The sequence below is a fragment of the Sphaerisporangium sp. NBC_01403 genome, from assembly GCF_045040145.1.
GTDB classification, from domain to species: Bacteria; Actinomycetota; Actinomycetes; order Streptosporangiales; family Streptosporangiaceae; genus Sphaerisporangium; species Sphaerisporangium viridialbum.
Map to the genome: position 1 here is coordinate 6,670,012 of NZ_CP109534.1, position 18,958 is coordinate 6,688,969.

The 18,958-nt window shown below is 69.2% G+C and carries 16 protein-coding genes and 1 pseudogene; 7 read left to right on the forward strand and 10 right to left on the reverse strand.

Annotated features, from left to right (window positions below):
* Positions 1 to 30: 30 nt before the first annotated feature.
* Positions 31 to 942, forward strand: a complete 912-nt coding sequence (locus OG589_RS29845) for a TIGR03620 family F420-dependent LLM class oxidoreductase (RefSeq protein ID WP_405141163.1) — start codon at positions 31 to 33, stop codon at positions 940 to 942.
* Positions 943 to 1,046: 104 nt separating this feature from the next.
* Here OG589_RS29845 and cimA read toward each other — a convergent pair whose 3' ends face one another.
* Positions 1,047 to 2,621, reverse strand: a complete 1,575-nt coding sequence (cimA, locus tag OG589_RS29850; RefSeq protein ID WP_405141165.1) for a citramalate synthase — start codon at positions 2,619 to 2,621, stop codon at positions 1,047 to 1,049.
* A gap of 311 nt (positions 2,622 to 2,932) precedes the next feature.
* On the opposite strand from cimA, the gene OG589_RS29855 reads away from it, so the two are divergent.
* Entirely contained in the window at positions 2,933 to 3,583 is a 651-nt protein-coding gene (locus OG589_RS29855) for an O-methyltransferase (RefSeq protein WP_405141167.1), read from the forward strand.
* Between the two features lie 57 nt (positions 3,584 to 3,640).
* On the opposite strand, the gene OG589_RS29860 is transcribed toward OG589_RS29855, so the two are convergent.
* Positions 3,641 to 4,582: a LysR family transcriptional regulator gene (locus tag OG589_RS29860; protein ID WP_405141169.1), complete on the reverse strand. Its 942-nt coding sequence runs from the start codon at positions 4,580 to 4,582 to the stop codon at positions 3,641 to 3,643.
* A 128-nt stretch (positions 4,583 to 4,710) separates the two neighbouring features.
* Here OG589_RS29860 and OG589_RS29865 point away from each other — a divergent pair, with 128 nt between their 5' ends.
* Complete coding sequence (locus OG589_RS29865; protein WP_405141171.1) at positions 4,711 to 5,943, forward strand: MFS transporter; 1,233 nt, start codon at positions 4,711 to 4,713, stop codon at positions 5,941 to 5,943.
* 64 nt (positions 5,944 to 6,007) lie between these two features.
* Here OG589_RS29865 and OG589_RS29870 read toward each other — a convergent pair whose 3' ends face one another.
* The 6 genes and pseudogenes from OG589_RS29870 to OG589_RS29895 form a co-directional block, all read right to left on the reverse strand.
* Positions 6,008 to 6,265 (reverse strand): PEP-utilizing enzyme, encoded by a 258-nt coding sequence (locus OG589_RS29870; protein WP_405141173.1) that lies wholly within the window; start codon positions 6,263 to 6,265, stop codon positions 6,008 to 6,010.
* Positions 6,163 to 8,604 carry a rifamycin-inactivating phosphotransferase gene (gene rph, locus OG589_RS29875; protein ID WP_405152154.1) on the reverse strand — a complete coding sequence of 814 codons (2,442 nt, stop codon included), beginning with the start codon at positions 8,602 to 8,604 and terminating at the stop codon, positions 6,163 to 6,165. Before rph ends, OG589_RS29870 begins: the two co-directional genes overlap by 103 nt.
* A 454-nt stretch (positions 8,605 to 9,058) precedes the next feature.
* Positions 9,059 to 10,156, reverse strand: coding sequence for a branched-chain amino acid aminotransferase (locus tag OG589_RS29880; RefSeq protein ID WP_405141175.1), 1,098 nt, complete (start codon positions 10,154 to 10,156; stop codon positions 9,059 to 9,061).
* A 199-nt stretch (positions 10,157 to 10,355) separates the two neighbouring features.
* Positions 10,356 to 11,420, reverse strand: a complete 1,065-nt coding sequence (locus OG589_RS29885; RefSeq protein WP_405141177.1) for a 3-isopropylmalate dehydrogenase — start codon at positions 11,418 to 11,420, stop codon at positions 10,356 to 10,358.
* A gap of 70 nt (positions 11,421 to 11,490) precedes the next feature.
* Positions 11,491 to 12,423, reverse strand: coding sequence for an ROK family protein (locus tag OG589_RS29890; RefSeq protein ID WP_405152155.1), 933 nt, complete (start codon positions 12,421 to 12,423; stop codon positions 11,491 to 11,493).
* A 99-nt stretch (positions 12,424 to 12,522) separates the two neighbouring features.
* A pseudogene (locus OG589_RS29895) lies at positions 12,523 to 12,648 on the reverse strand (sugar kinase); the annotation flags it as partial.
* 183 nt (positions 12,649 to 12,831) lie between these two features.
* Between OG589_RS29895 and OG589_RS29900 the strand changes: the two are divergent.
* Genes OG589_RS29900 through OG589_RS29915 form a run of 4 tightly spaced genes read left to right on the forward strand, consistent with a single transcriptional unit; the run spans position 12,832 to position 16,729 of the window.
* Positions 12,832 to 13,929: a sugar ABC transporter substrate-binding protein gene (locus OG589_RS29900; protein ID WP_405141179.1), complete on the forward strand. Its 1,098-nt coding sequence runs from the start codon at positions 12,832 to 12,834 to the stop codon at positions 13,927 to 13,929.
* Positions 13,930 to 14,649, forward strand: coding sequence for an ATP-binding cassette domain-containing protein (locus tag OG589_RS29905; protein ID WP_405141181.1), 720 nt, complete (start codon positions 13,930 to 13,932; stop codon positions 14,647 to 14,649).
* On the forward strand, positions 14,646 to 15,839 hold the full coding sequence (locus tag OG589_RS29910; RefSeq protein WP_405141183.1) for a sugar ABC transporter permease: 1,194 nt from the start codon (positions 14,646 to 14,648) through the stop codon (positions 15,837 to 15,839). Before OG589_RS29905 ends, OG589_RS29910 begins: the two co-directional genes overlap by 4 nt.
* Complete coding sequence (locus OG589_RS29915; RefSeq protein ID WP_405141185.1) at positions 15,836 to 16,729, forward strand: ROK family protein; 894 nt, start codon at positions 15,836 to 15,838, stop codon at positions 16,727 to 16,729. The genes OG589_RS29910 and OG589_RS29915 overlap by 4 nt, the downstream gene beginning before the upstream one ends.
* A 75-nt stretch (positions 16,730 to 16,804) precedes the next feature.
* Here OG589_RS29915 and OG589_RS29920 read toward each other — a convergent pair whose 3' ends face one another.
* Together OG589_RS29920 and serA are read right to left on the reverse strand one after the other, a co-directional pair.
* Positions 16,805 to 16,993: a hypothetical protein gene (locus tag OG589_RS29920; protein WP_405141187.1), complete on the reverse strand. Its 189-nt coding sequence runs from the start codon at positions 16,991 to 16,993 to the stop codon at positions 16,805 to 16,807.
* Between the two features lie 317 nt (positions 16,994 to 17,310).
* Positions 17,311 to 18,900 (reverse strand): phosphoglycerate dehydrogenase, encoded by a 1,590-nt coding sequence (gene serA / locus OG589_RS29925; protein WP_405141189.1) that lies wholly within the window; start codon positions 18,898 to 18,900, stop codon positions 17,311 to 17,313.
* Positions 18,901 to 18,958: the final 58 nt, after the last annotated feature.

Below are 18,958 nucleotides of genomic sequence, written 5' to 3' on the forward strand. Positions count from 1 at the left end.
CGGATTATGTTCGGGTGGGAGCTTTCAGACATGAACGACGGACGGCTCGACCTCGGACGCGTGGGCATCTGGACCTTCGCCTTCGAGGAACAGCCCGCGACCAGGGTGCGCGAGGCCGCGGCGGAGATCGAGGAGCTGGGGTACCGAGCCCTGTGGTTCGGCGAAGGGTTCGGCCGCGACAGCACCAGCCAGTCGTGGCTGCTGCTGTCGGCCACCGAGCGGCTGGTCGTCGCCGCGGGCATCGCCAACATCGCCTACCGGGACCCGATCACCATGGCCGCCGGCGAGAGGTCGATCAACGAGGCGTTCCCCGGCCGGTTCCTGCTCGGGCTCGGCGGGCACCGGATCAGCGACACCCCGATCCAGATGGACGGCTACAGCATCCCCAGCCGTGGCCGGGCCGTACAGACCATGAACGCCTACCTCGACGCCATGGACGCGATCCCGCTCAGCTCCGCGGCACCGGCGGCGCCGCCGCAGCGGGTGCTGGCCGCGCTCGGCCCCAAGATGCTGGAGCTCGCCGCCGCGCGTACGTGGGGCGCGCACCCGTACTTCGTGCCCGTGGAGCACACCCGGCGGGCCCGGGAGATCATGGGCCCGGACGCCTTCCTCGCGGTCGAGCAGGCCGTGGTGCTGGACACCGACCTCACGAGGGCCCGCGAGGTCGCCACGGAGCACGTCGCCTTCTACGCCGCAGCGGCGCCGCACCAGCAGGCGAGCCTGCGCAGGCTCGGGTTCGGCGACGCCGACATGACCGGAGGCGTCAGCGACCGGCTGGTGGACGCGATCGTCGCCTACGGCGACATGAAGGTCATCGCCGAACGCGTGCGCGAGCACTTCGACGCCGGGGCCGACCACGTGTGCCTGCAGGTCCTCACCCCCGGCTCCGCCGGCCTTCCGCTGCGCGAATGGCGCGAGCTGGCCGCCCTGCGCGACGGGTGATCATGGCGCAGGGCGGTGCGGTCAGGTCGGTGCGGTCAGGTCGGTGCGCGATCTGGGCGTCGTGGTCAGGCGGGGTGGCCAGGCGGGGTGGCCAGGCGGGGTCGTCAGGCGGTGTGGCCCGCGCGCAGGAGGCCGTACGTGACCGCCTGCTCCAGGGCCTGCCAGGACGCCTCGATGATGTTCTCGTCGACGCCCACGGTGGCCCACTCCCCGCTCGCGTCGCTGGAGGTGATGAGGACCCGGGTGACGGCGTCGGTGCCGTGGGTGCCCTCAAGTATGCGGACCTTGAAGTCGATCAGCTCGACCTCGGCCAGCTCGGGGTAGAGCTTCTCCAGGCCGAGGCGTACGGCGCGGTCGAGCGCGTTGACCGGGCCGTTGCCCTCGCCGGTGGCGACGATGCGCTCGCCCTTGGCGTGGAGCTTCACGGTCGCCTCGCTGACGACGTCGCCGCCGGGCCGCCGCTCGACGATGACCCGCCAGGACTCGACGGTGAAGTGGCGCCTGCGCTCCCCCGTGACCGTGTCGCGGAGCAGCAGTTCGAACGAGGCGTCGGCGGCCTCGAAGGTGTGACCCTTGGACTCCAGGTCCTTCACCCGGTCGACCAGCTCGCGGGACTGGCCGGAGGTGAGGTCGTACCCGAGTTCCTTGCCCTTCAGCTCCACGGACGCGCGGCCGGCCATGTCGGAGACGAGCATGCGCATGTCGTTGCCGACCTGGGCCGGGTCGATGTGCTGGTAAAGGTTCGGGTCGACCTTGATCGCGCTGGCGTGCAGGCCGGCCTTGTGCGCGAAGGCCGAGACGCCGACGTACGGCTGGTGGGAGTTCGGCGTGACGTTGGTGACCTCGGTGATCGCGTGCGCGATGCGGGTCATGTCGGCCAGCGAATCCGCCGGCACCAGGTCGAAGCCCCGCTTGAGCTGGAGGTTGGCCACGACGGTGAAGAGGTTGGCGTTGCCCGACCGCTCGCCGTACCCGTTGGCGCAGCCCTGCACGTGGGTGGCGCCGGCCTTGACCGCGGCGAGGGAGTTGGCGACGGCGCAGCCGGTGTCGTCGTGGCAGTGGATGCCGACGCGGGCGCCGGTGCCGACCGCCTCGTGCACGACGTCGGCCAGCTCGTCCGGCAGCATGCCGCCGTTGGTGTCGCACAGGGCGACGACGGACGCCCCGGCCTCGGCGGCGGTGCGCAGGACCTCCAGCGCGTACGCTGGATTGGACTTGTAGCCGTCGAAGAAGTGCTCGGCGTCGAGGAAGACCCGCTGTCCCTCCGCACGAAGGTGAGAAACCGTGTCGCGGATCATCGCGAGGTTCTCCTGGAGAGTCGTACGGAGGGCCAGCTCCACGTGCCGGTCGTGACTCTTGGCGACAAGGGTCACGACCGGCGCGCCGGATTCGCGCAGCGCGGCCACCAACGGGTCGTCGGCCGCCTTCACACCGGCTCGGCGGGTCGCGCCGAACGCGGCGAGCTGCGCGTGCTTCAGGTCGAGCTCTGTTTGAGCCCGCCGGAAGAACTCGGTGTCCTTGGGGTTGGCGCCGGGCCAGCCGCCCTCGATGAAGCCCACGCCCAGGCCGTCCAGATGGCGTGCGACGGCGAGCTTGTCGGCGACGGTGAGGGAGAGCCCCTCCTGTTGCGCGCCGTCGCGCAGCGTCGTGTCGTACACGTGGAAGCGGTCGTCGGCCATGGTTTCGTCTCCTTCGAGGGGGTGCTTTTCGTTCGCCGCGCGCGGTTTCCGCCTAAGGCCGGAACCTGGCCCAAACAAAAAGACCCCTCACGGACGTGAGAGGTCTGCGCGCTGGCGGTGTCCCTTTTCAGCCAGCGCGCCTGCTGATAATGAGCAGACCGTAGAACATGGTGCTACGAAGTGTGCCACACCTCGCCACCATGTGGCACATCGATCTCAGCATCCGGGACCTGCGAGGGCTGATGTCGTGAAGTAGCCACGCCCGCGCGGTTCGCCGTGCCAAGGGCGCCGGAGGGCGGAGAATGGCCCGCATGAAGGCATTCTCGTTCATCAACGCCGACGTCGCCGAGTACATCGCCGGGCACACGACCCCGCCCGACGAGGTCCTCAAAGAGCTGGCCGAGGAGACGCTCACGGCCACCGGCGACAGTGCCGGCATGCAGATATCGCCTGAGCAGGGCACCTTCCTGACGATGATCACCCAGATCAGCGGGGCCCGTAACGTCGTGGAGATCGGCACGTTCACCGGCTACTCCTCGATCTGCATCGCCCGGGGGCTGGCCGCCGACGGCAGGCTGACCTGCTTCGACGTGAGCGACGAGTGGACCTCGATCGCCCGCAAGTACTGGGAGAAGGCCGGCGTCGCAGGCCTCATCGAGCTGCGGCTCGGCCCCGCCGCCGAGACGCTCCAGCGGTTCCCCGTACGGCCCGAGGTGGACCTGGCCTTCATCGACGCGGACAAGGCCGGCTACCCCGTCTACTACGAGGCGATCATGTCCCGCCTGGCCCCCGGCGGCATCATCCTCATGGACAACACCCTGCGCCACGGCAGCGTGGCCGACTACACCGACGGCGAGGCCGCGACGATGCGCGACTTCAACGATCTGGTCATGAGGGACACCCGCGTGACCAGCACCCTCCTCCCCATCGCCGACGGCCTGACCTTCATCCGCAAACATTGACGAATTCCGGGCGGACCGTAACCCCTTTCCATCACTTTACGTAATGGCGAAACCACGTTACGCAAACCCGCCTGTTGTTGCCCAGGACGGGAGCCAGGCCGTCTCGGGGAGCGGTGTCAGGCTTGCGAAGTGGTTGATGATCGCCCGAAGTCCCGGGTGCGGATTCGTTCTGGGGAACATGAGGGAGAGCGGGTAGGCGAGCGTCGGGTTCACGATCGGGATGCGGCGTAGGTCGTAGTTCGTCGGCCAGATGTACCGGTCGCGCGCGCCGACGAGGGTGGCCAGGTCGGCGGAGTCCGCGAGGGCGTCGAGGAGTACCTCGTTACCGAAGTTCGGGCCTGCCGCGTCGATGCGGAGGTCGAAGGCGGTGGCGAGCTGATCGTAGAACTCTGCCCATTCGCTTCGGGGCACGATACCCGGCACCCAGATCCGAAGCTTGCGCAGCTGGGGTGGTGTCAGTGTTCGTGCGGAGGCAAGCGGATGCCTGGGGCCGACGAGGAGTTCCAGCGGGGAGTCGAAGGCGTGGATCATTTGCACGTCGCGCGGCAGCGTGGCCGGATCGGTTACGGTGCGGAACGAGGCGTCGATATCGCCTGCCTGGACGGCGGCGGCCGCCACGTGAGGGTCGTTGACCCTGAGGATCACCACGTCGAGGTCAGTTTGGGGATGCGACCGCCAATAGTCGTGCAGAACGACGGCCTGCGCGCTTCGCAGGCCTAGAACGTCGATCCGAAGGGCCCGCGAGCCCGGCCTGACCGCGGTGACGGCGCGATCAACACCCGCGACGACACTCCGTGCGTGTGGGAGGAACGCCTGGCCGTCGAGCGTCAGTTCGACCCCTCGGGCGGTACGGGTGAACAGGCGGACCTCCAGCTCGCGCTCTAGGGCGGCGATCCGCTTCGAGACCGCCTGCTGTGTCACGCCCAGCTCGTCGGCCGCGTGTCGCAACTGTCCGAGCTCGGCCGCCCGGACGAACGATCGCACTGCCTCGGTATCCATTGGTGCAGCTTATGCCCGCCCAACCGATCGTTGTGGCTCGCCGAAAGGCAGTTGTTTGATCCCGCTCTCCTGTAGCCGATGTGATTCAGGGACCCAAATATCGGTTGTTGCAGAGGAGTCATGTGCGCGTGAAATTGGGGTCCGGTTTCGGCTGGCTGTGGTCGGCCTACGCCGTCAGCACGTACGGCACGTGGATCGCCTTCGGAGCGTTCCCGCTCATCGCGGTTCGAGTGCTGCACTCGTCGGCATTCGCGGTTTCGCTTCTGGAGGCAGCCGGGCTGGCCGTCGCGGCGATCATGGCGTTCCCGCTCGGGCCGTGGGTCGAGCACCGGTCCAAGCGTCCGGTGATGATCGCGATGGACCTGGCCCGGTTCCTCGCGATGGCGAGTGTTCCGGTCGCGTACTTCCTCGGCTTGCTGTCCTACGGCCAGCTGCTGGTCGTCTCGGTCATCTCCGGAACCGCGAGCATCGCCTTCACCGCCGCGTCCGGCGCGTACCTGAAATACCTCGTCCGCAGCGATCACCTCCTTACCGCGAACGGGAGATTCGAGGGCACGAGCTGGGTGGCGACCGCGGCCGGACCGCCCCTCGGCGGCGCGCTCATCGGGCTGCTCGGCCCGGTCATCACTATCATGGCCGACGCCCTCAGCTACCTGCTATCCGCGCTCGCGGTCCTCCGCATCCGCGGAGGCGACGTCGCGGCACCCCGCGACCCGGCCACCAGGTTGCGCGGAGCCGACCTTCTTGGTGGCTGGCGGTTCATCCTCCACGACCGCGCACTACGGTGCCTGTTCCTCAACTCGATCCTGGTCGGCGGCCTGATCATGGCCACCGTCCCGCTCCTGGCCGTCCTCCTGCTGGGCGAATACCACTTCTCGGCCTCGCAATATGGGCTTGCCTTCGGCATCCCGGCACTCGGCGGCTTCGTGGGCGCCCGCCTCTCCGCACGCCTCGTGAAGCGTTACGGCCGGCACCGGGTCATGACCGTCTCCGGCTGGCTGCGATCGCTCTTCCCGCTCGGTCTCGCGTTCATCCATCCCGGCATCACCGGACTCCTCACCGTGATCATCATTGAGGGCCTGCTGATCATATGCATGGGCATCTTCAACCCGATCTACGCCACAGAACGCCTGCAACGGACTCCCGCGGATCATGTTGCCCAAGTCCTCAGCGCATGGAGTGTCAGCAGCAAACTCGTGCAGGCCACCCTCATGGTGATCTGGGGCATCCTCGCCGCACTCACCAGCCCTCTCGCCGCGATCACCATCTCCGGCGTTCTCCTGCTCGCCACCCCGCTCTTGCTGCCCAAAACGGACACACTTGTTCGCCCCCACACCCTCGTCACCCAAGGAGAGACATGATGACCAGCGTTTTCCCGAGACTGGCCCACCTCGAGTGCTGGAGTCCCGGGTCCGAGGCGACGGTTCAGGCGAGGATCTGGACGTACCCGTCGGTTCCGTGAACGCGGATCCGCTGCCCGTCCCTGATCAGCCGGGTGGCCTGCTCAACACCCACAACGGCCGGCAAGCCGTACTCCCGCGCGATCACCGCCCCGTGCGTCATAAGGCCGCCTACCTCCGTCACCAGTCCGGCGACGGTGACGAACAGGGGGGTCCAGCTGGGGTCGGTGTAGGCGGTGACCAGGATGTCGCCCGCCTCAAGGTCGGCCTGCGCCATGTCCATGACGACACGGGCACGGCCCTCGACGGTTCCGGCCGAGACCGGGAGGCCGGCCAGCGCGCCGGGCGGGGCGTCGTCACGCCGATACTGGCCGGTGATGGCCTCGCCGTCCGATGTGAGGACCCGGGGCGGTGTGAGCGCCTCGTACGACCGGAACGCCTCCCGCCTTTCCAGAATGAGTTCGGCGTCCACGTCGTTGGTGCGCACGACTTCTTGCAACTCCGGGAACCGGAGGAAAAAGATGTCTTCTTTCTCGCGCAGGTGCCGGAGCGGACGAGGCGATCGACTTCCCGCAGCAAGGCCTGCTTGTAGGCGAAGTAGCGGCTGACCATGCCGTACTTGGGGTACTCCCGGTATCCGGCGAAGGTGCGGACGCGGTCGATCATCCGCTTGGTCTCCTCGGCCTTCTGCTCCCCGTGGTGTAGGGCGCGCAATCGCGTCAGAAGTTCCTGTTCTTTCCGTCGTGACGCCAGGCGTCCTTGTTCGAAGTGTCGTTTGCCGGCGCCCGGCTCGAAGTTCTTGATGTTGCCGAGGATGGTGGGCACTAGCGTGGCGGGATGCTCGCTCCAGCGCGTTCTGGTGATGTCGATCTCGCCTGCGCAGCGCATGCCGTACTCGTCGAGGTAGCCCCGGATGGCGTCATGTGCTTCCCGTCCGCCGGCCAGCCCGGCCAGCTCGTTCAGGAAGCCGTCGCCCTCCCGGCCTTCGTCCACGACGCGGTGCAAGAACGTCACGACGTCCGCGTGCGGTCGGATTGTGTCCGCGACGTCGAGGAGCGCCAGCCCCATCTCCGACGTGACGTTGTGGGGGACGGATTGCGTGAGCGCGTCGGCCGCGTTCTTCTCGCCCAGCCACTCCTCGAGGTGGTCATTGAGCCACCAGGTCGCCTCCATCGCCGCCATGATCACCTGGAGGCTCTGCGGATCGAACAGGATGCGCTTCAGCTCTGCGATGTCGGCCAGGATGAAGTCGAGCAGCGCCGGCCCGGACAAAGTCTGGATCTCGCTCTGCAGGGTGGCGACGGACGCCTGACTGTGTCGGATCAGCTGGGTGACGACGGCCGGATCGGTCTCGATCGGGGCGGGTGAGTCACCGGCGGGTGCGGCGATGGAATCTTCGTCCGGAAGCGAGCGGATGAAGTCGCCGCGGTCGAGGACGGTCTGTAGCGCGTCCCGAATCAGCGGGTCGGACTTCCCCAGGGTCCCGAGGAGGTTCGCGCGACCCGCGGGCGTCACCAGGGCGGGGGCTACGTCGACGAACAACCGTCCGCCCGCCTCGTGCATCGGCCGTGGGGTCGTCAGCTGCCACAGGGAGAGTCCCAGCGGCTTCATCGCGTCGGTCATCATCTGCTGGTGACCGACGGAGACGTAGACATGGTTCTCTTGGTCATCGGTCCTGGGGACGGGGAACAGGGTGGTGATCGGCCGGCTCTGGACGATGTGGAAGTCATCGCCGACCAGGCACCATTCGATGTCCTGGGGCCTGCCGAAGTGCGCTTCGATGCGCCGGCCCAGCTGCACCAGGCGCACGACTTGTGCATCCGTCAGAGCCGGCTGCGTCTGCCGCCGCGGTTCGATTGGTGCGTCCTGGGTACCGCCTCCCGGCGACGCCTGGACGAACCGCGGCTTGGTGGCGACCGCTGTGGTGACGACCTGATCGTCGCGCACCGTGTAGACGTCCCCGGCGACCAGACCGGAGACAAGCGCCTCGCCGAGCCCCCAACCGGCTTCCACAGTGGCGATTTTCCGGTTCGAGGTCACGGGGTCCGCGGTGAAGAGGATCCCGGCCGCGTCCGGGAACACCATCTGCTGTACGACCACGGCCATCCGTACCTTGCGGTGGTCAAAGCCATTACGGCGCCGGTAGGTCACTGCCCGCTCGGTGAACAGCGAGGCCCAGCACCTTCGGACGTGCCGAAGGATCGCCGGTAGGCCCACGATGTTCAGGTACGAGTCCTGCTGGCCGGCGAAGGATGCGGTCGGCAGGTCCTCGGCCGTCGCGCTGGAACGCACCGCGTAGGAGGCTTGCTCCCCGAGCCGGGCGAGCGATTCGCTGATCGCCGCCACAAGATCGTCGGGAACCGCGACGCCTTCGACGACGCGGCGGATATCGGCGCTCAGGGTGCGGATCGCCGCGCGGTCGTCCGGTTTCACGCGCGACAGCAGGTCAAGCTGAGCGTCGATCGACGGCGCCTCGGCCGCGACCCGCTGGAAGGCGTCTGTCGTGACGCAGAAGCCGTCCGGCACGCGGATGCCATTGATTCGCGAGAGCTCGCCCAGGTGCATCCCCTTTCCGCCGACGTCTGCGATATTCGTCGAGTCGATCTCCTCGAAACCCAGCACGTAGCCCAATTCCGTTGCTCCATCGTTCGTCGGGGTCGGTTCGGCAACGGGCAAGTATGAAGCACTTTCTGGCGCCTCATGAGACGCGCGAGTCTGATATAAAGTGAAAGTGGCGGGGAGCGGCGCGCGCAGCCTGACCCGACCTCGCCCACACCGGAATCCCGGGCCGCCATTCACACTCGGCGGCAGCAAGCTCCTGGCCTCCGACGCCGACTACCCTGGCCCGGAGTCGCCAATTCGCATTTTACTGGTGAGATCGCGTATCTAACTGCCGCGAATTGTCTCAGCCCTAAAGCCAAAAATCCAAAGAGTCACCGTATGTACTCTCCCAGGCCCCACTCGGGTCGCGGCGCGAGTGCTTCTGTATGTGTCCACTCGGTTGGCGCGCTCAAGCCTGGTAAGCCATGCGTGGATGAGCCCGGCCGGAGCTCGGCCGGGCTCTCGCGTGCCGCGGTCAGCAGATCTTGCGGACCCAGTCGTGGGGGTCGGGGCGGGTGCCGTACTGGATGCCCATGAGCTCGTCGCGAAGTCGCAGCGTCAGCTCGCCGGGGGTGCCGTCGCCGATCGTCCAGCCGCCCTCCACGCCCTTCACCGAACCGACGGGGGTGATCACCGCGGCCGTACCGCAGGCGAAGACCTCCGTCAGCTCGCCCGACTCGCACGCCGCGCGCCACTCCTCGATGGAGATCTTGCGCTCCTCGGCGGCGATGCCGAGGTCGGCGGCCAGGGTGAGCAGCGAGTCGCGGGTGACGCCGGGGAGCAGCGTGCCGGTCAGGTCGGGGGTGACCAGGCGGTCGCCGAAGACGAAGAACAGGTTCATCCCGCCCATCTCCTCGACGTAGCGGTGCTCGAACGCGTCCAGCCACACGACCTGGTCGCACCCCTGCGCGACGGCCTGCCGCTGCGCGACGAAGGCCGCGGCGTAGTTGCCGCCGCACTTGGCGAAGCCGGTGCCGCCGGGCGCGGCGCGCGTGTAGTCCTGGGAGAGCCAGACCGAGACCGGCTTGACGCCACCCGAGAAGTACGCCGCCGCGGGTGAGGCGATCACCATGTACTTGTAGGTCCTGGACGGGTAGTTGACGCCCAGCGCCGGCTGCGTCGCGATCATGAAAGGACGCAGGTAGAGGCTGTGACCCTCGGTGGTGGGCACCCAGTCGCGGTCGGTCTGGACGAGCAGCTCCAGCGACTCGACGAACGTCTCCTCGGGCAGCTCGGGCATCGCCATGCGGTCGGCGGACCTGTTGAAGCGGGCCGCGTTGGCGAACGGGCGGAAGCTCGCGATCGAGCCGCCCGCCTGCCGGTAGGCCTTGAGCCCCTCGAAGAGCTCCTGCGCGTAGTGGAAGACCGAGGTGGCCGGGTCGAGCGTCAGCGGTCCGTACGGCATGAGGCGGGCGTCGTGCCAGCCCTGCCCCTCGGTGTAGTCGATCGAGATCATGTGATCCGTGAACGTCTGCCCGAACCCCGGATCCGCCAGTACCCGCTCACGCTCGGCCGGAGTGCGAGCGGCGTCGGAGAGCTGCACGTCGAAGCTGAGCTGTTGAGCGGTGGTCATGTCGAAGATCCTTCTCTTCTCTGTCGGTCGCGCCTGCATCCATTCTGCGACGGACCAGGTAACGGGAAACTACTGCATCATCCGGACATACGGGAGTGTGTCGTCCAGGCTGTGCATGGCGCTTGGGCGCTGAACACGAAAAAGCGCATGGCGGCCCGTGCGGGGCCACCATGCGCGTCTGCCGGCGTCGGGTAGCCCCTCAGCCGGCTACTCGTGCGGTGATGTCGTCGCCGATCTCCCTGGTGGTGCGGGAGACCCAGGCCACCTGGCGCTCGACGAGGTCGTCGGCGACGGCCTGCTCGACCCGGGCCGCGTCGTCCGCGAAACCGAGGTGGTCGAGGAGCATGGCGACGGAAAGGATCGTGGCGGTCGGGTCGGCCTTGCCCTGACCGGCGATGTCGGGGGCGCTGCCGTGCACGGGCTCGAACATGCTGGGGGCCCAGGAGGCGGACCCGGGAGCCGACGGGTTGACGTTGCCGCTGGCGGCGAGGCCGATGCCGCCGGCGATGGCCGCGCCGAGGTCGGTCAGGATGTCGCCGAAGAGGTTGTCGGTGACGATCACGTCGAAGCGCTGCGGCTGGGTGACGAAGAACATCGAGGCCGCGTCGACGTGGCAGTAGTCGGTGGTGACCTCGGGATACTCGGCTGAGACCCGCTCGACGACGCGCGCCCACAGATCGCCGGCGTAGGTGAGCACGTTGGTCTTGTGGACCAGCGTGAGCTTCCTGCGGGGCCTGGTCATGGCCTTCTCGAAGGCGAAGCGCACGACGCGCTCGACGCCGAAGGCGGTGTTGAGGCTCTCCTGGGTGGCGATCTCGTGCGAGGTGCCCCGGCGCATGACGCCGCCGGCTCCGGCGTACGGCCCCTCGGTGCCCTCGCGGACGACGATCATGTCGATGTCCTCGGGGCGGGACTTGGCGAGCGGGGTCTCCACGCTGGGGAAGAGCTTGACCGGGCGCAGGTTGACGTAGTGGTCGAGCTCGAAGCGGAGCTTGAGCAGCAGGTCGCGCTCGAGCACGCCGGGCGGCACGCTCGGGTCGCCGACCGCGCCCAGCAGGATCGCGTCGTACCCGCGCAGCTCGGCGAGCGTCTCGTCGGGGAGGGTCTCGCCGGTGGCGTGGTAGCGTTCGGCGCCGAGGTCGTAGGTGGTGGTCTCCACCTTCAGGCCGACCGCGTCGAGGACCTTCAGCCCCTCGGCGACCACTTCACTGCCGATGCCGTCACCCGGGATGACCGCCAGACGGATGTTGTGAGAATCCCGCATGCTCGTACCCTACCGTTCCGTCTCGGTACTCGAACACAGGGTCTCACATACCGGACGAGAGTCGTGCGGCCTAGCCGGGCGGAACCTGCGCGACGGCGCGCTCGAAGACCAGGTCGCGGGCCGTCGTCAGGCCCACCGCCAGCGCGCCGAGCAGCACCGCCTCCGTGCCCAGCGTGGAGGCCTTGATCATCGGCACGCGCAGCGCCACGAGGCCGCGCAGGCACTCGGTGACCGGGCCGATCAGCAGGTCACCGGCCTGCACTCCGATGCCCCCGCCCAGCACGACCAGCTCGGGGTCGAGCACGGCGATCACTCCCGCCAGGGCGTGCGCGATGTGGTCGGCCTCGGTGGCGACGACCTCGCACGCGAGCGGGTCGCCGGTGCGGGCGGCGTCGAAGACGTCCTTGGCGCTGGCCACGCCGCGCATGCCGAGCCGGGTGGCGAGCGCCACCACCCCGTCGGCCGAGGCCACGGACTCCAGCATGCCCCGCCCACGGTTGACCAGCGGGTCGCCCTCGCCCACCGGGAGGTAGGAGATCTCCCCAGCGGCCCCCTGGGCGCCCCGGTAGAGCTTGCCGTCGATGACGACGCCCATGCCGATGCCGGTGCCGATCCAGACCAGAGCGAAGTGGTCGACGCCCTGGCCGAGGCCGTAGGCGCCCTCCCCCACGGCGGCGAGGTCGACGTCGTTCTCGACGACGTACGGCGCGTCGGCGGCCACGCCGCCGAGCAGCTCGACGGCTCCCGGCCGCTCCCAGCCGGGGAGGTTCGGGGCGAGCTGGAGGGAGCTGGTCTCCTTGTCGTGGATGCCGGGCGTGCCGAAGACCGTCAGCGTGATGTCGGCCACTGCCGCGCCCGCCTCCTCGGCCAGCTCGCGGGTGAGCTCGCCGAGCCGGGCCACCAGTTCGCCGGGGGTCTCGCCGCCCTTGCGGTGCTCGTCCCTGCGTGCGGCGATGTCGCCCACGAGGTCGGCGAGCGCCAGCCGGACGAACTCCCTGCCCACGTCGACCGCGAGGACCCAGCCCGCCTGGGGCCTGATCTCGTACAGCAGCGCCGCGCGCCCGGCGTTGCCGGTGCGCAGGCCGATCGCGCGCACCAGGCCCGCCCGTTCGAGATCGGCCAGGGCCATGGAGATGGTCGGCTTGGACAGCCCCGTGGCCTGCGCGAGCTCGGGCCGCGAGACCTTTCCCAGCTTGAAGATCTCACCGAAGACCGCGCGCTCGTTCATGACTCGCAGCACCGCTGTCGTGCTTGCCGTACCGCCGATACCCACCACGCCCCCAAGACTGGCACACGCTTTACCGCGGCAAGGTCGCGGACGAACTTTGTTAGAGACCTTGCCAAATTTCTACGCGCAGTTCAGCATGCTGCCAAGCACCTGAAGTACCTCCGAACACCCTGAGAGGCAATCATGCGGGCGAAATGGTTCGCGGTTCCGTTTGCGATAGCCCTACTGGCCACCGGTTGCGGTGGTTCCACCGACAAGGCGACCACCGGAGGAACGGGCGGGACGAGCGGCGGCGAGAAGGCTCCGACGATCGCGCTCTTCCTCCCCGAGTCCAAGACCACCCGGTACGAGGCCTTCGACAAGCCCCTGTTCGAGGCCAAGGTCAGCGCGCTCTGCGCCGACTGCAAGCTGCTCTACTCCAACGCCGACCAGGACGCCGCCAAGCAGCAGCAGCAGGTGGAGGCCGCCCTCACCCAGGGCGCCGACGTGCTCGTGCTCGACGCCGTGGACGCCGCCGCGGTGGCGCCCCTGGTGAACCAGGCCAAGCAGAAGAAGGTCCCGGTCATCGCCTACGACCGGCTGATCTCCGGCATCGGCTACGACTACTACGTCTCGTTCAACAACGTCCGGGTCGGCGAGATGCAGGGCCAGGCCCTGCTCGACGCGCTGGACAAGAACGGCACGACGGACAAGGGCCAGATCGTCATGATCAACGGCGCGACCACCGACCCCAGCTCCGCCGACTACAAGAAGGGCGCCCACAACGTCCTCGACGGCAAGGTCAAGATCGGGCGCGAGTTCGACACCCCCGACTGGAGCCCCGACAAGGCGCAGCAGGAGATGGAGCAGTCCATCACCGCGCTCGGCCGCGACAAGATCGTCGGCGTGCTCTCGGCGAACGACGGCATGGCGGGCGGCGCGATCGCGGCCATGAAGCGCGCGGGGTACGACCCGACGCTTCCCATCACCGGCCAGGACGCCGAACTGGCGGCGGTCCAGCGCATCCTCACCGGCGAGCAGTACATGACCATCTACCTGGACATCAGGAGCGAGGCGGAGAAGTCGGCCGAGCTGGCCGTGGCGGTCGGCAGGGGCGAGAAGCCCTCGGCCACGACCACGGTGAACAACGGCACCGCCGACATCCCCTCCTTCCTCCTGGACCCGATCGCGGTCACCGCGGACAAGGTGAAGGACACCATCGTGAAGGACGGCTTCTACAAGGCGGCCGACATCTGCAAGGACGAGACCGCCGCCGCGTGCGCCAAGGCGGGCATCAGCTAAATGATCCGCGCGAAGGACATCTCCAAGCGGTACGGCGCGGTCCAGGCCCTCGAAGGGGTGAGCCTGGACCTGCCCCCGGGCGAGGTGGTGGCCCTGGTCGGCGACAACGGCGCGGGCAAGTCCACACTCGTCAAGGCCATCTCCGGCGTCCTGTCACCGGACTCCGGAGAGATCACCATGGACGACCGGCCGGTGCGCATCGGCAACCCCCACGACGCGCAGGCCCTCGGCATCTCCACGGTCTACCAGGACCTCGCCCTGTGCGAGAACCTCGACGTGGTGGCCAACCTGTTCCTCGGCTCCGAGCGCCGCCGCTGGTCTGTGCTCGGCCACATCCGCATGGAACGGGCGACCCGCGACCTGCTCACCCAGCTCGACGTGCGCATCCGGGACATCAGGGTGCCGGTCGCCATGCTGTCGGGCGGCCAGCGGCAGTCGGTCGCGATCGCCCGCGCCCTGATCGGCGAGCCCAGGCTCGTCATCCTCGACGAGCCCACCGCCGCCCTCGGCGTCGAGCAGACCGCCCAGGTCCTCGACCTGATCCGCCGGCTGCGCGACCGGGGGCTCGCCGTGCTGCTCATCTCCCACAACCTCGCCGATGTACGGGCCGTCAGCGACCGCGTCGTCGTGCTGCGTCTCGGGCGCAACGCCGGCGAGTTCCGTACGTCCGACGCCTCGCAGGAGTCCATCGTGGCAGCCATCACCGGAGCCGCCGCATGAGCGCGACCACCATGAGCCCCCCGCGCAAGCCGTACAGCCCGAGGCAGGCCATCGAGCGGGCCCGGCGGGGCGACCTCGGCGCCTGGCCCGTCGTCGGCGGGCTGATCGCGATCGCGATCGTGTTCGGCTCGCTGAACGAGCACTTCCTGTCGCCGGAGAACCTGACCAACCTGGCCCTGCAGATGGCGGCGACCGGGACGATCTCGCTGGGCATCATCATGGTGCTGCTCCTCGGCGAGATCGACCTGTCGGCCGGGTCGGTCAGTGGCCTGTGCGCGGTCGTGATGACCATCCTGAACGTGCGGCACGGCTGGAACCCGCTGCTGTCCATCGTGGTGGCCGTGGCGGCGGGGGCGGCGGTCGGGCTGCTGCACGGGTTCCTGTTCACCCGCATCCGGATGCCGTCGTTCGTGGTGACGCTGGCGGGGCTGATCGGCTGGCAGGGGCTGCTGCTGTACCTGCTGGGCGAGCGCGGCACCATCAACCTGCCCTTCGACGGATTTATCGCGAAATTGAGTGACACGTGGCTGCCGCCGGGGGTGGCCTGGACGCTCGCCGTGGTGCTGGCCGGCGTCTACGGAGGGTCCCTGCTGCTGAGCCGGCGGCTCCGGCTCGCCGCGGACCTGCCGGTGGGCCCGGCCTACTGGGCGGCCGTACGGGTGGGCGGCCTCGCGGTCGTGCTCGCGGGAGCCGTGCTCGTGCTCCAGGCCGACCGGGGCGTACCGCTGCTGCTGGTCATCTTCGGCGCGCTGGTCGTCGTGCTCGACCTGGTGCTGCGCCACACCGCCTTCGGGCGCTGGATGTACGCCGTGGGCGGCAACGCCGAGGCCGCGCGGCGGGCGGGCATCAACGTCACCCGCATCCGGCTGCTCGCCTTCATGCTGTCGGCGAGCCTCGCGGCGTTCGGCGGCATCCTGGCGGCCAGCCGGCTCTCTGCCGTCAACCAGAGCTCCGGCGGCAGCGACATCCTGCTCATGGCCATCGCCGCGGCGGTCATCGGGGGCACGTCCCTGTTCGGCGGCCGGGGACGGACGTACGCGGCGCTGCTCGGCATCCTGGTGATCCAGTCGATCACCAACGGCATGCTGCTGCTGAACGTGGACTCCTCGGTGCGCTACATGGTCACCGCGGGCGTCCTCGCCCTCGCCGTGGCGATCGACTCGCTGGCCCGCCGTGGAAGCGCCCAGTGAGCCGGGAGTTCGTGCTGGGCATCGACTTCGGCGGCACCAAGGTCGCCCTCGCCACCGCCTCGGCGGACAGAGTCGACCGGCCGCTGCGCAAGATGCGGCTGCCGACCCTGGGCGGCGAGGGCGCCCAGCAGGTGCTGCGGAGGTCCCTGGACGCGGCCCGCGAGCTGGGCGGCTCGTCAGGAACGCTCCAGGCGGTCGGGGTCTCCACGTTCGGCGTGGTCAGGGGCGAGACGGTGCGGCTCGCGCCGACGGTGCCCGGCTGGGAGGGCCTGGAGCTTCCCCGGCTGCTCCGCGAGGAGTTCGGCGACACTCCGGTCGCGATCGACAACGACGTGAACGCGGCGGCGGCCGCCGAGCTGCGCTGGGGCACGCTCCAGGGCGTGCGCACGGGCCTGTACCTGAACCTCGGCACGGGCCTCGCGGCGGCGCTCGTGGTCAACGGGGCGGTGGTGCCCGGGGCACACGGCGCGGCCGGTGAGATCGGCTACCTGCTCAGCCGGCCAGGGGATCTCGCCTTCGCCGAGGGCCACGCGCCTCTGGAGGAGATCGTCTCAGGGCACGCGCTCGCGCAGCGGGGATCGGCCCTGCTCGGCCGGCCGGTGAGCGCCGCCTCGCTGTTCGAGGCCGACGGCGACCCCGCCGTACGGGCGCTGCTGGACGGCGCGGTGGAGGCGCTCGCCATGGCGGTCGCCAACGTGTGCGTGGTGCTCGACCCGGACCGCGTGGTCATCGGTGGCGGGCTGATGGGCGCGTCGGGCCAGATCATGCCCAGGCTGACGGCCGAGATCCACCGGGCGGTGCCGTTCCCGCCCGAGATCATAGCGGCGAGGTTCATCGACGACGCCCCTCTGTACGGCGCGCTGGCGCTCGCGCTGACCGCGAGGGGATGACGCGTACGGGGAGGGGATGACCGGCCGATCGGGTCGCAAGGACCGGCCGGAGAGGGGTTCGGGGAGAGCCGTCCGCTAGCGGACCGGCACGCCGCCGTTGTCGCGCCGGTCCAGCGCGGTCTGCACGGGGTCGGGCGCCTCGTCCTCGGGACGGTGCTCTTCCGGACGGTTCCAGGGATACATGTCATACATGGCAAGGTCTCGCTCGCTAGAGAGCATGCGCACGGCGCACGCGATGGGGACGGGAAGGTGGACTCCGGTCACGTATGCGGACCGGGCTCCTGCCCCTGATCCGGATCGCGGATCGGGACTGGTCTCACAGCCGACGAACGCCTACACCGCGGCGGGTCGCCGGCCTGCCCTGATCAGGCCCCGCCGCGGCAGGTAATGAGTACGGATACCTGGCGCGTCATCGCTCTCCACGTTACCTGCCAGTAGGCGAGGTGTCTTGTAGGACGACCTAGTATCTCGCCATGTGAGACGACGAAGGCCCACCACCCGGCGGGTGGTGGGCCTTCACGTGGTCGCTCCGTCCAGCCGGTGAGACCGTACGGCTCGGCCTGCGGGACGGAAACGCGGGCTCAGTCGCCGAGGTCGACCGTGCGCCCGCCCTCGGCGCCGATCTCCTGCACGATCTGGTCGGTGACCTCGGCGGGGATGGCGGAGTCGACGGTCAGCGCGATGAGCGCCTTGCCGCCCTTGGCGTCACGGGCGACCTGCATCGAGGCGATGTTGACCTGGCGCTCGCCCAGGATCTTGCCGACGATGCCCACGATGCCCGGCCGGTCGGCGTAGGTGAAGAACGCCAGGTGGTCGGTGGGCTCGATCTCCATCTGGAAACCGTTGACCTCGACGATCTTGGTGATCTGGCGCGGGCCCGACAGCGTGCCCGACACCGAGACCGTGCGGCCGTCGGCGAGCACGCCCCTGACCGTGACGACGTTGCGCCAGTCGGGGCTCTCGTCGCTGGTGACCAGCTCCACCGTGACGCCGCGGTCCTTCGCGAGCAGCGGGGCGTTGACGTAGGTCACGGCGTCCTCAACGACGTCGGTGAACACGCCCTTGAGGGCGGCGAGCTCCAGCACGCGCACGTCGTGGGCCGCGATCTCGCCGCGGATCTCGACGTCGAGCCGGGTGGCCACCTCGCCCGCGAGGGCGGTGAAGACGCGGCCGAGCTTCTCGGCCAGCGGCAGGCCGGGCTTGACGTCTTCGGCGACGGCGCCGCCCTGGACGTTGACGGCGTCCGGCACGAACTCTCCGGCGAGCGCGAGCTTGACGCTGCGCGCCACCTGCGTGCCGGCCTTCTCCTGGGCCTCGTGGGTGGAGGCGCCCAGGTGCGGGGTCACCACGACGCTGTCGAGCTCGAACAGCGGGCTGTCGGTGCAGGGCTCCTTGGAGAAGACGTCGATGCCGGCCCCGGCGACCCTGCCCTCCTTGATGGCGGAGTAGAGGGCGTTCTCGTCCACGATGCCGCCGCGGGCGACGTTGATGATGCGGACCGACGGCTTGACGGTGTGCAGCTCGCGCTCGCCGATGAGCCCGACGGTCTCCTTGGACTTCGGCAGGTGCACGGTGATGAAGTCGGCCTGCATGAGCAGCTCTTCCAGCGACACCAGGCGCACGCCCATCTGGGCGGCCCTCGCCGGCTGGAGGTAGGGGTCGTACGCGATCAGCTCGACGCCGAAGGGCGCGAGGCGCTGCGCGACGAGCTGCCCGATGCGCCCGAGGCCGAGGACGCCGATGACCTTCTCGTCGAGCTCGACACCGGTGTACTTCGAGCGCTTCCACTCGCCGGCCTTGAGGGCGCTGTGGCCCTGGGCGACGTTGCGGGCGCTGGCGAGGATCAGGGCGACGGTGTGCTCCGCGGCACTGGTGATGTTGGACGTCGGCGCGTTGACGACCATGACACCGGCCTTGGTGGCGGCCGCGACGTCGACGTTGTCCAGGCCGACCCCGGCTCGGGCGACGACGCGCAGCCGAGGCGCGTGGGACAGCGCCTCCGCGTCCACCTGGGTGGCGCTGCGCACGATGAGCGCGTCCACCTCGGCGAGGGCGGGCAGGAGCTGCGATCGGTCGGCGCCGTCGGTGTGACGGACCTCGAAGTCGGCCCCGAGCACGGCGAGACCTGCTTCGGAGAGCTCCTCTGCGACCAGGACGACGGGCTTGTTCACTGGTGGGTCCTTTGGGAAGTGCGGATGCACGGACAAGGTTCGAGTCTATCCGCGCTTG

Excerpts from the sequence above, each read along its gene's own strand:
- OG589_RS29905 (WP_405141181.1), top strand. The coding sequence starts at position 13,930 with ATGATCCGCGCGAAGGACATCTCCAAGCGGTACGGCGCGGTCCAGGCC.
- OG589_RS29855 (WP_405141167.1), top strand. The coding sequence starts at position 2,933 with ATGAAGGCATTCTCGTTCATCAACGCCGACGTCGCCGAGTACATCGCC.
- OG589_RS29885 (WP_405141177.1), bottom strand. The coding sequence starts at position 11,420 with ATGCGGGATTCTCACAACATCCGTCTGGCGGTCATCCCGGGTGACGGC.
- OG589_RS29870 (WP_405141173.1), bottom strand. The coding sequence starts at position 6,265 with ATGGACATGGCGCAGGCCGACCTTGAGGCGGGCGACATCCTGGTCACC.
- OG589_RS29860 (WP_405141169.1), bottom strand. The coding sequence starts at position 4,582 with ATGGATACCGAGGCAGTGCGATCGTTCGTCCGGGCGGCCGAGCTCGGA.
- OG589_RS29910 (WP_405141183.1), top strand. The coding sequence starts at position 14,646 with ATGAGCGCGACCACCATGAGCCCCCCGCGCAAGCCGTACAGCCCGAGG.
- OG589_RS29900 (WP_405141179.1), top strand. The coding sequence starts at position 12,832 with ATGCGGGCGAAATGGTTCGCGGTTCCGTTTGCGATAGCCCTACTGGCC.
- OG589_RS29880 (WP_405141175.1), bottom strand. The coding sequence starts at position 10,156 with ATGACCACCGCTCAACAGCTCAGCTTCGACGTGCAGCTCTCCGACGCC.
- OG589_RS29845 (WP_405141163.1), top strand. The coding sequence starts at position 31 with ATGAACGACGGACGGCTCGACCTCGGACGCGTGGGCATCTGGACCTTC.
- cimA (WP_405141165.1), bottom strand. The coding sequence starts at position 2,621 with ATGGCCGACGACCGCTTCCACGTGTACGACACGACGCTGCGCGACGGC.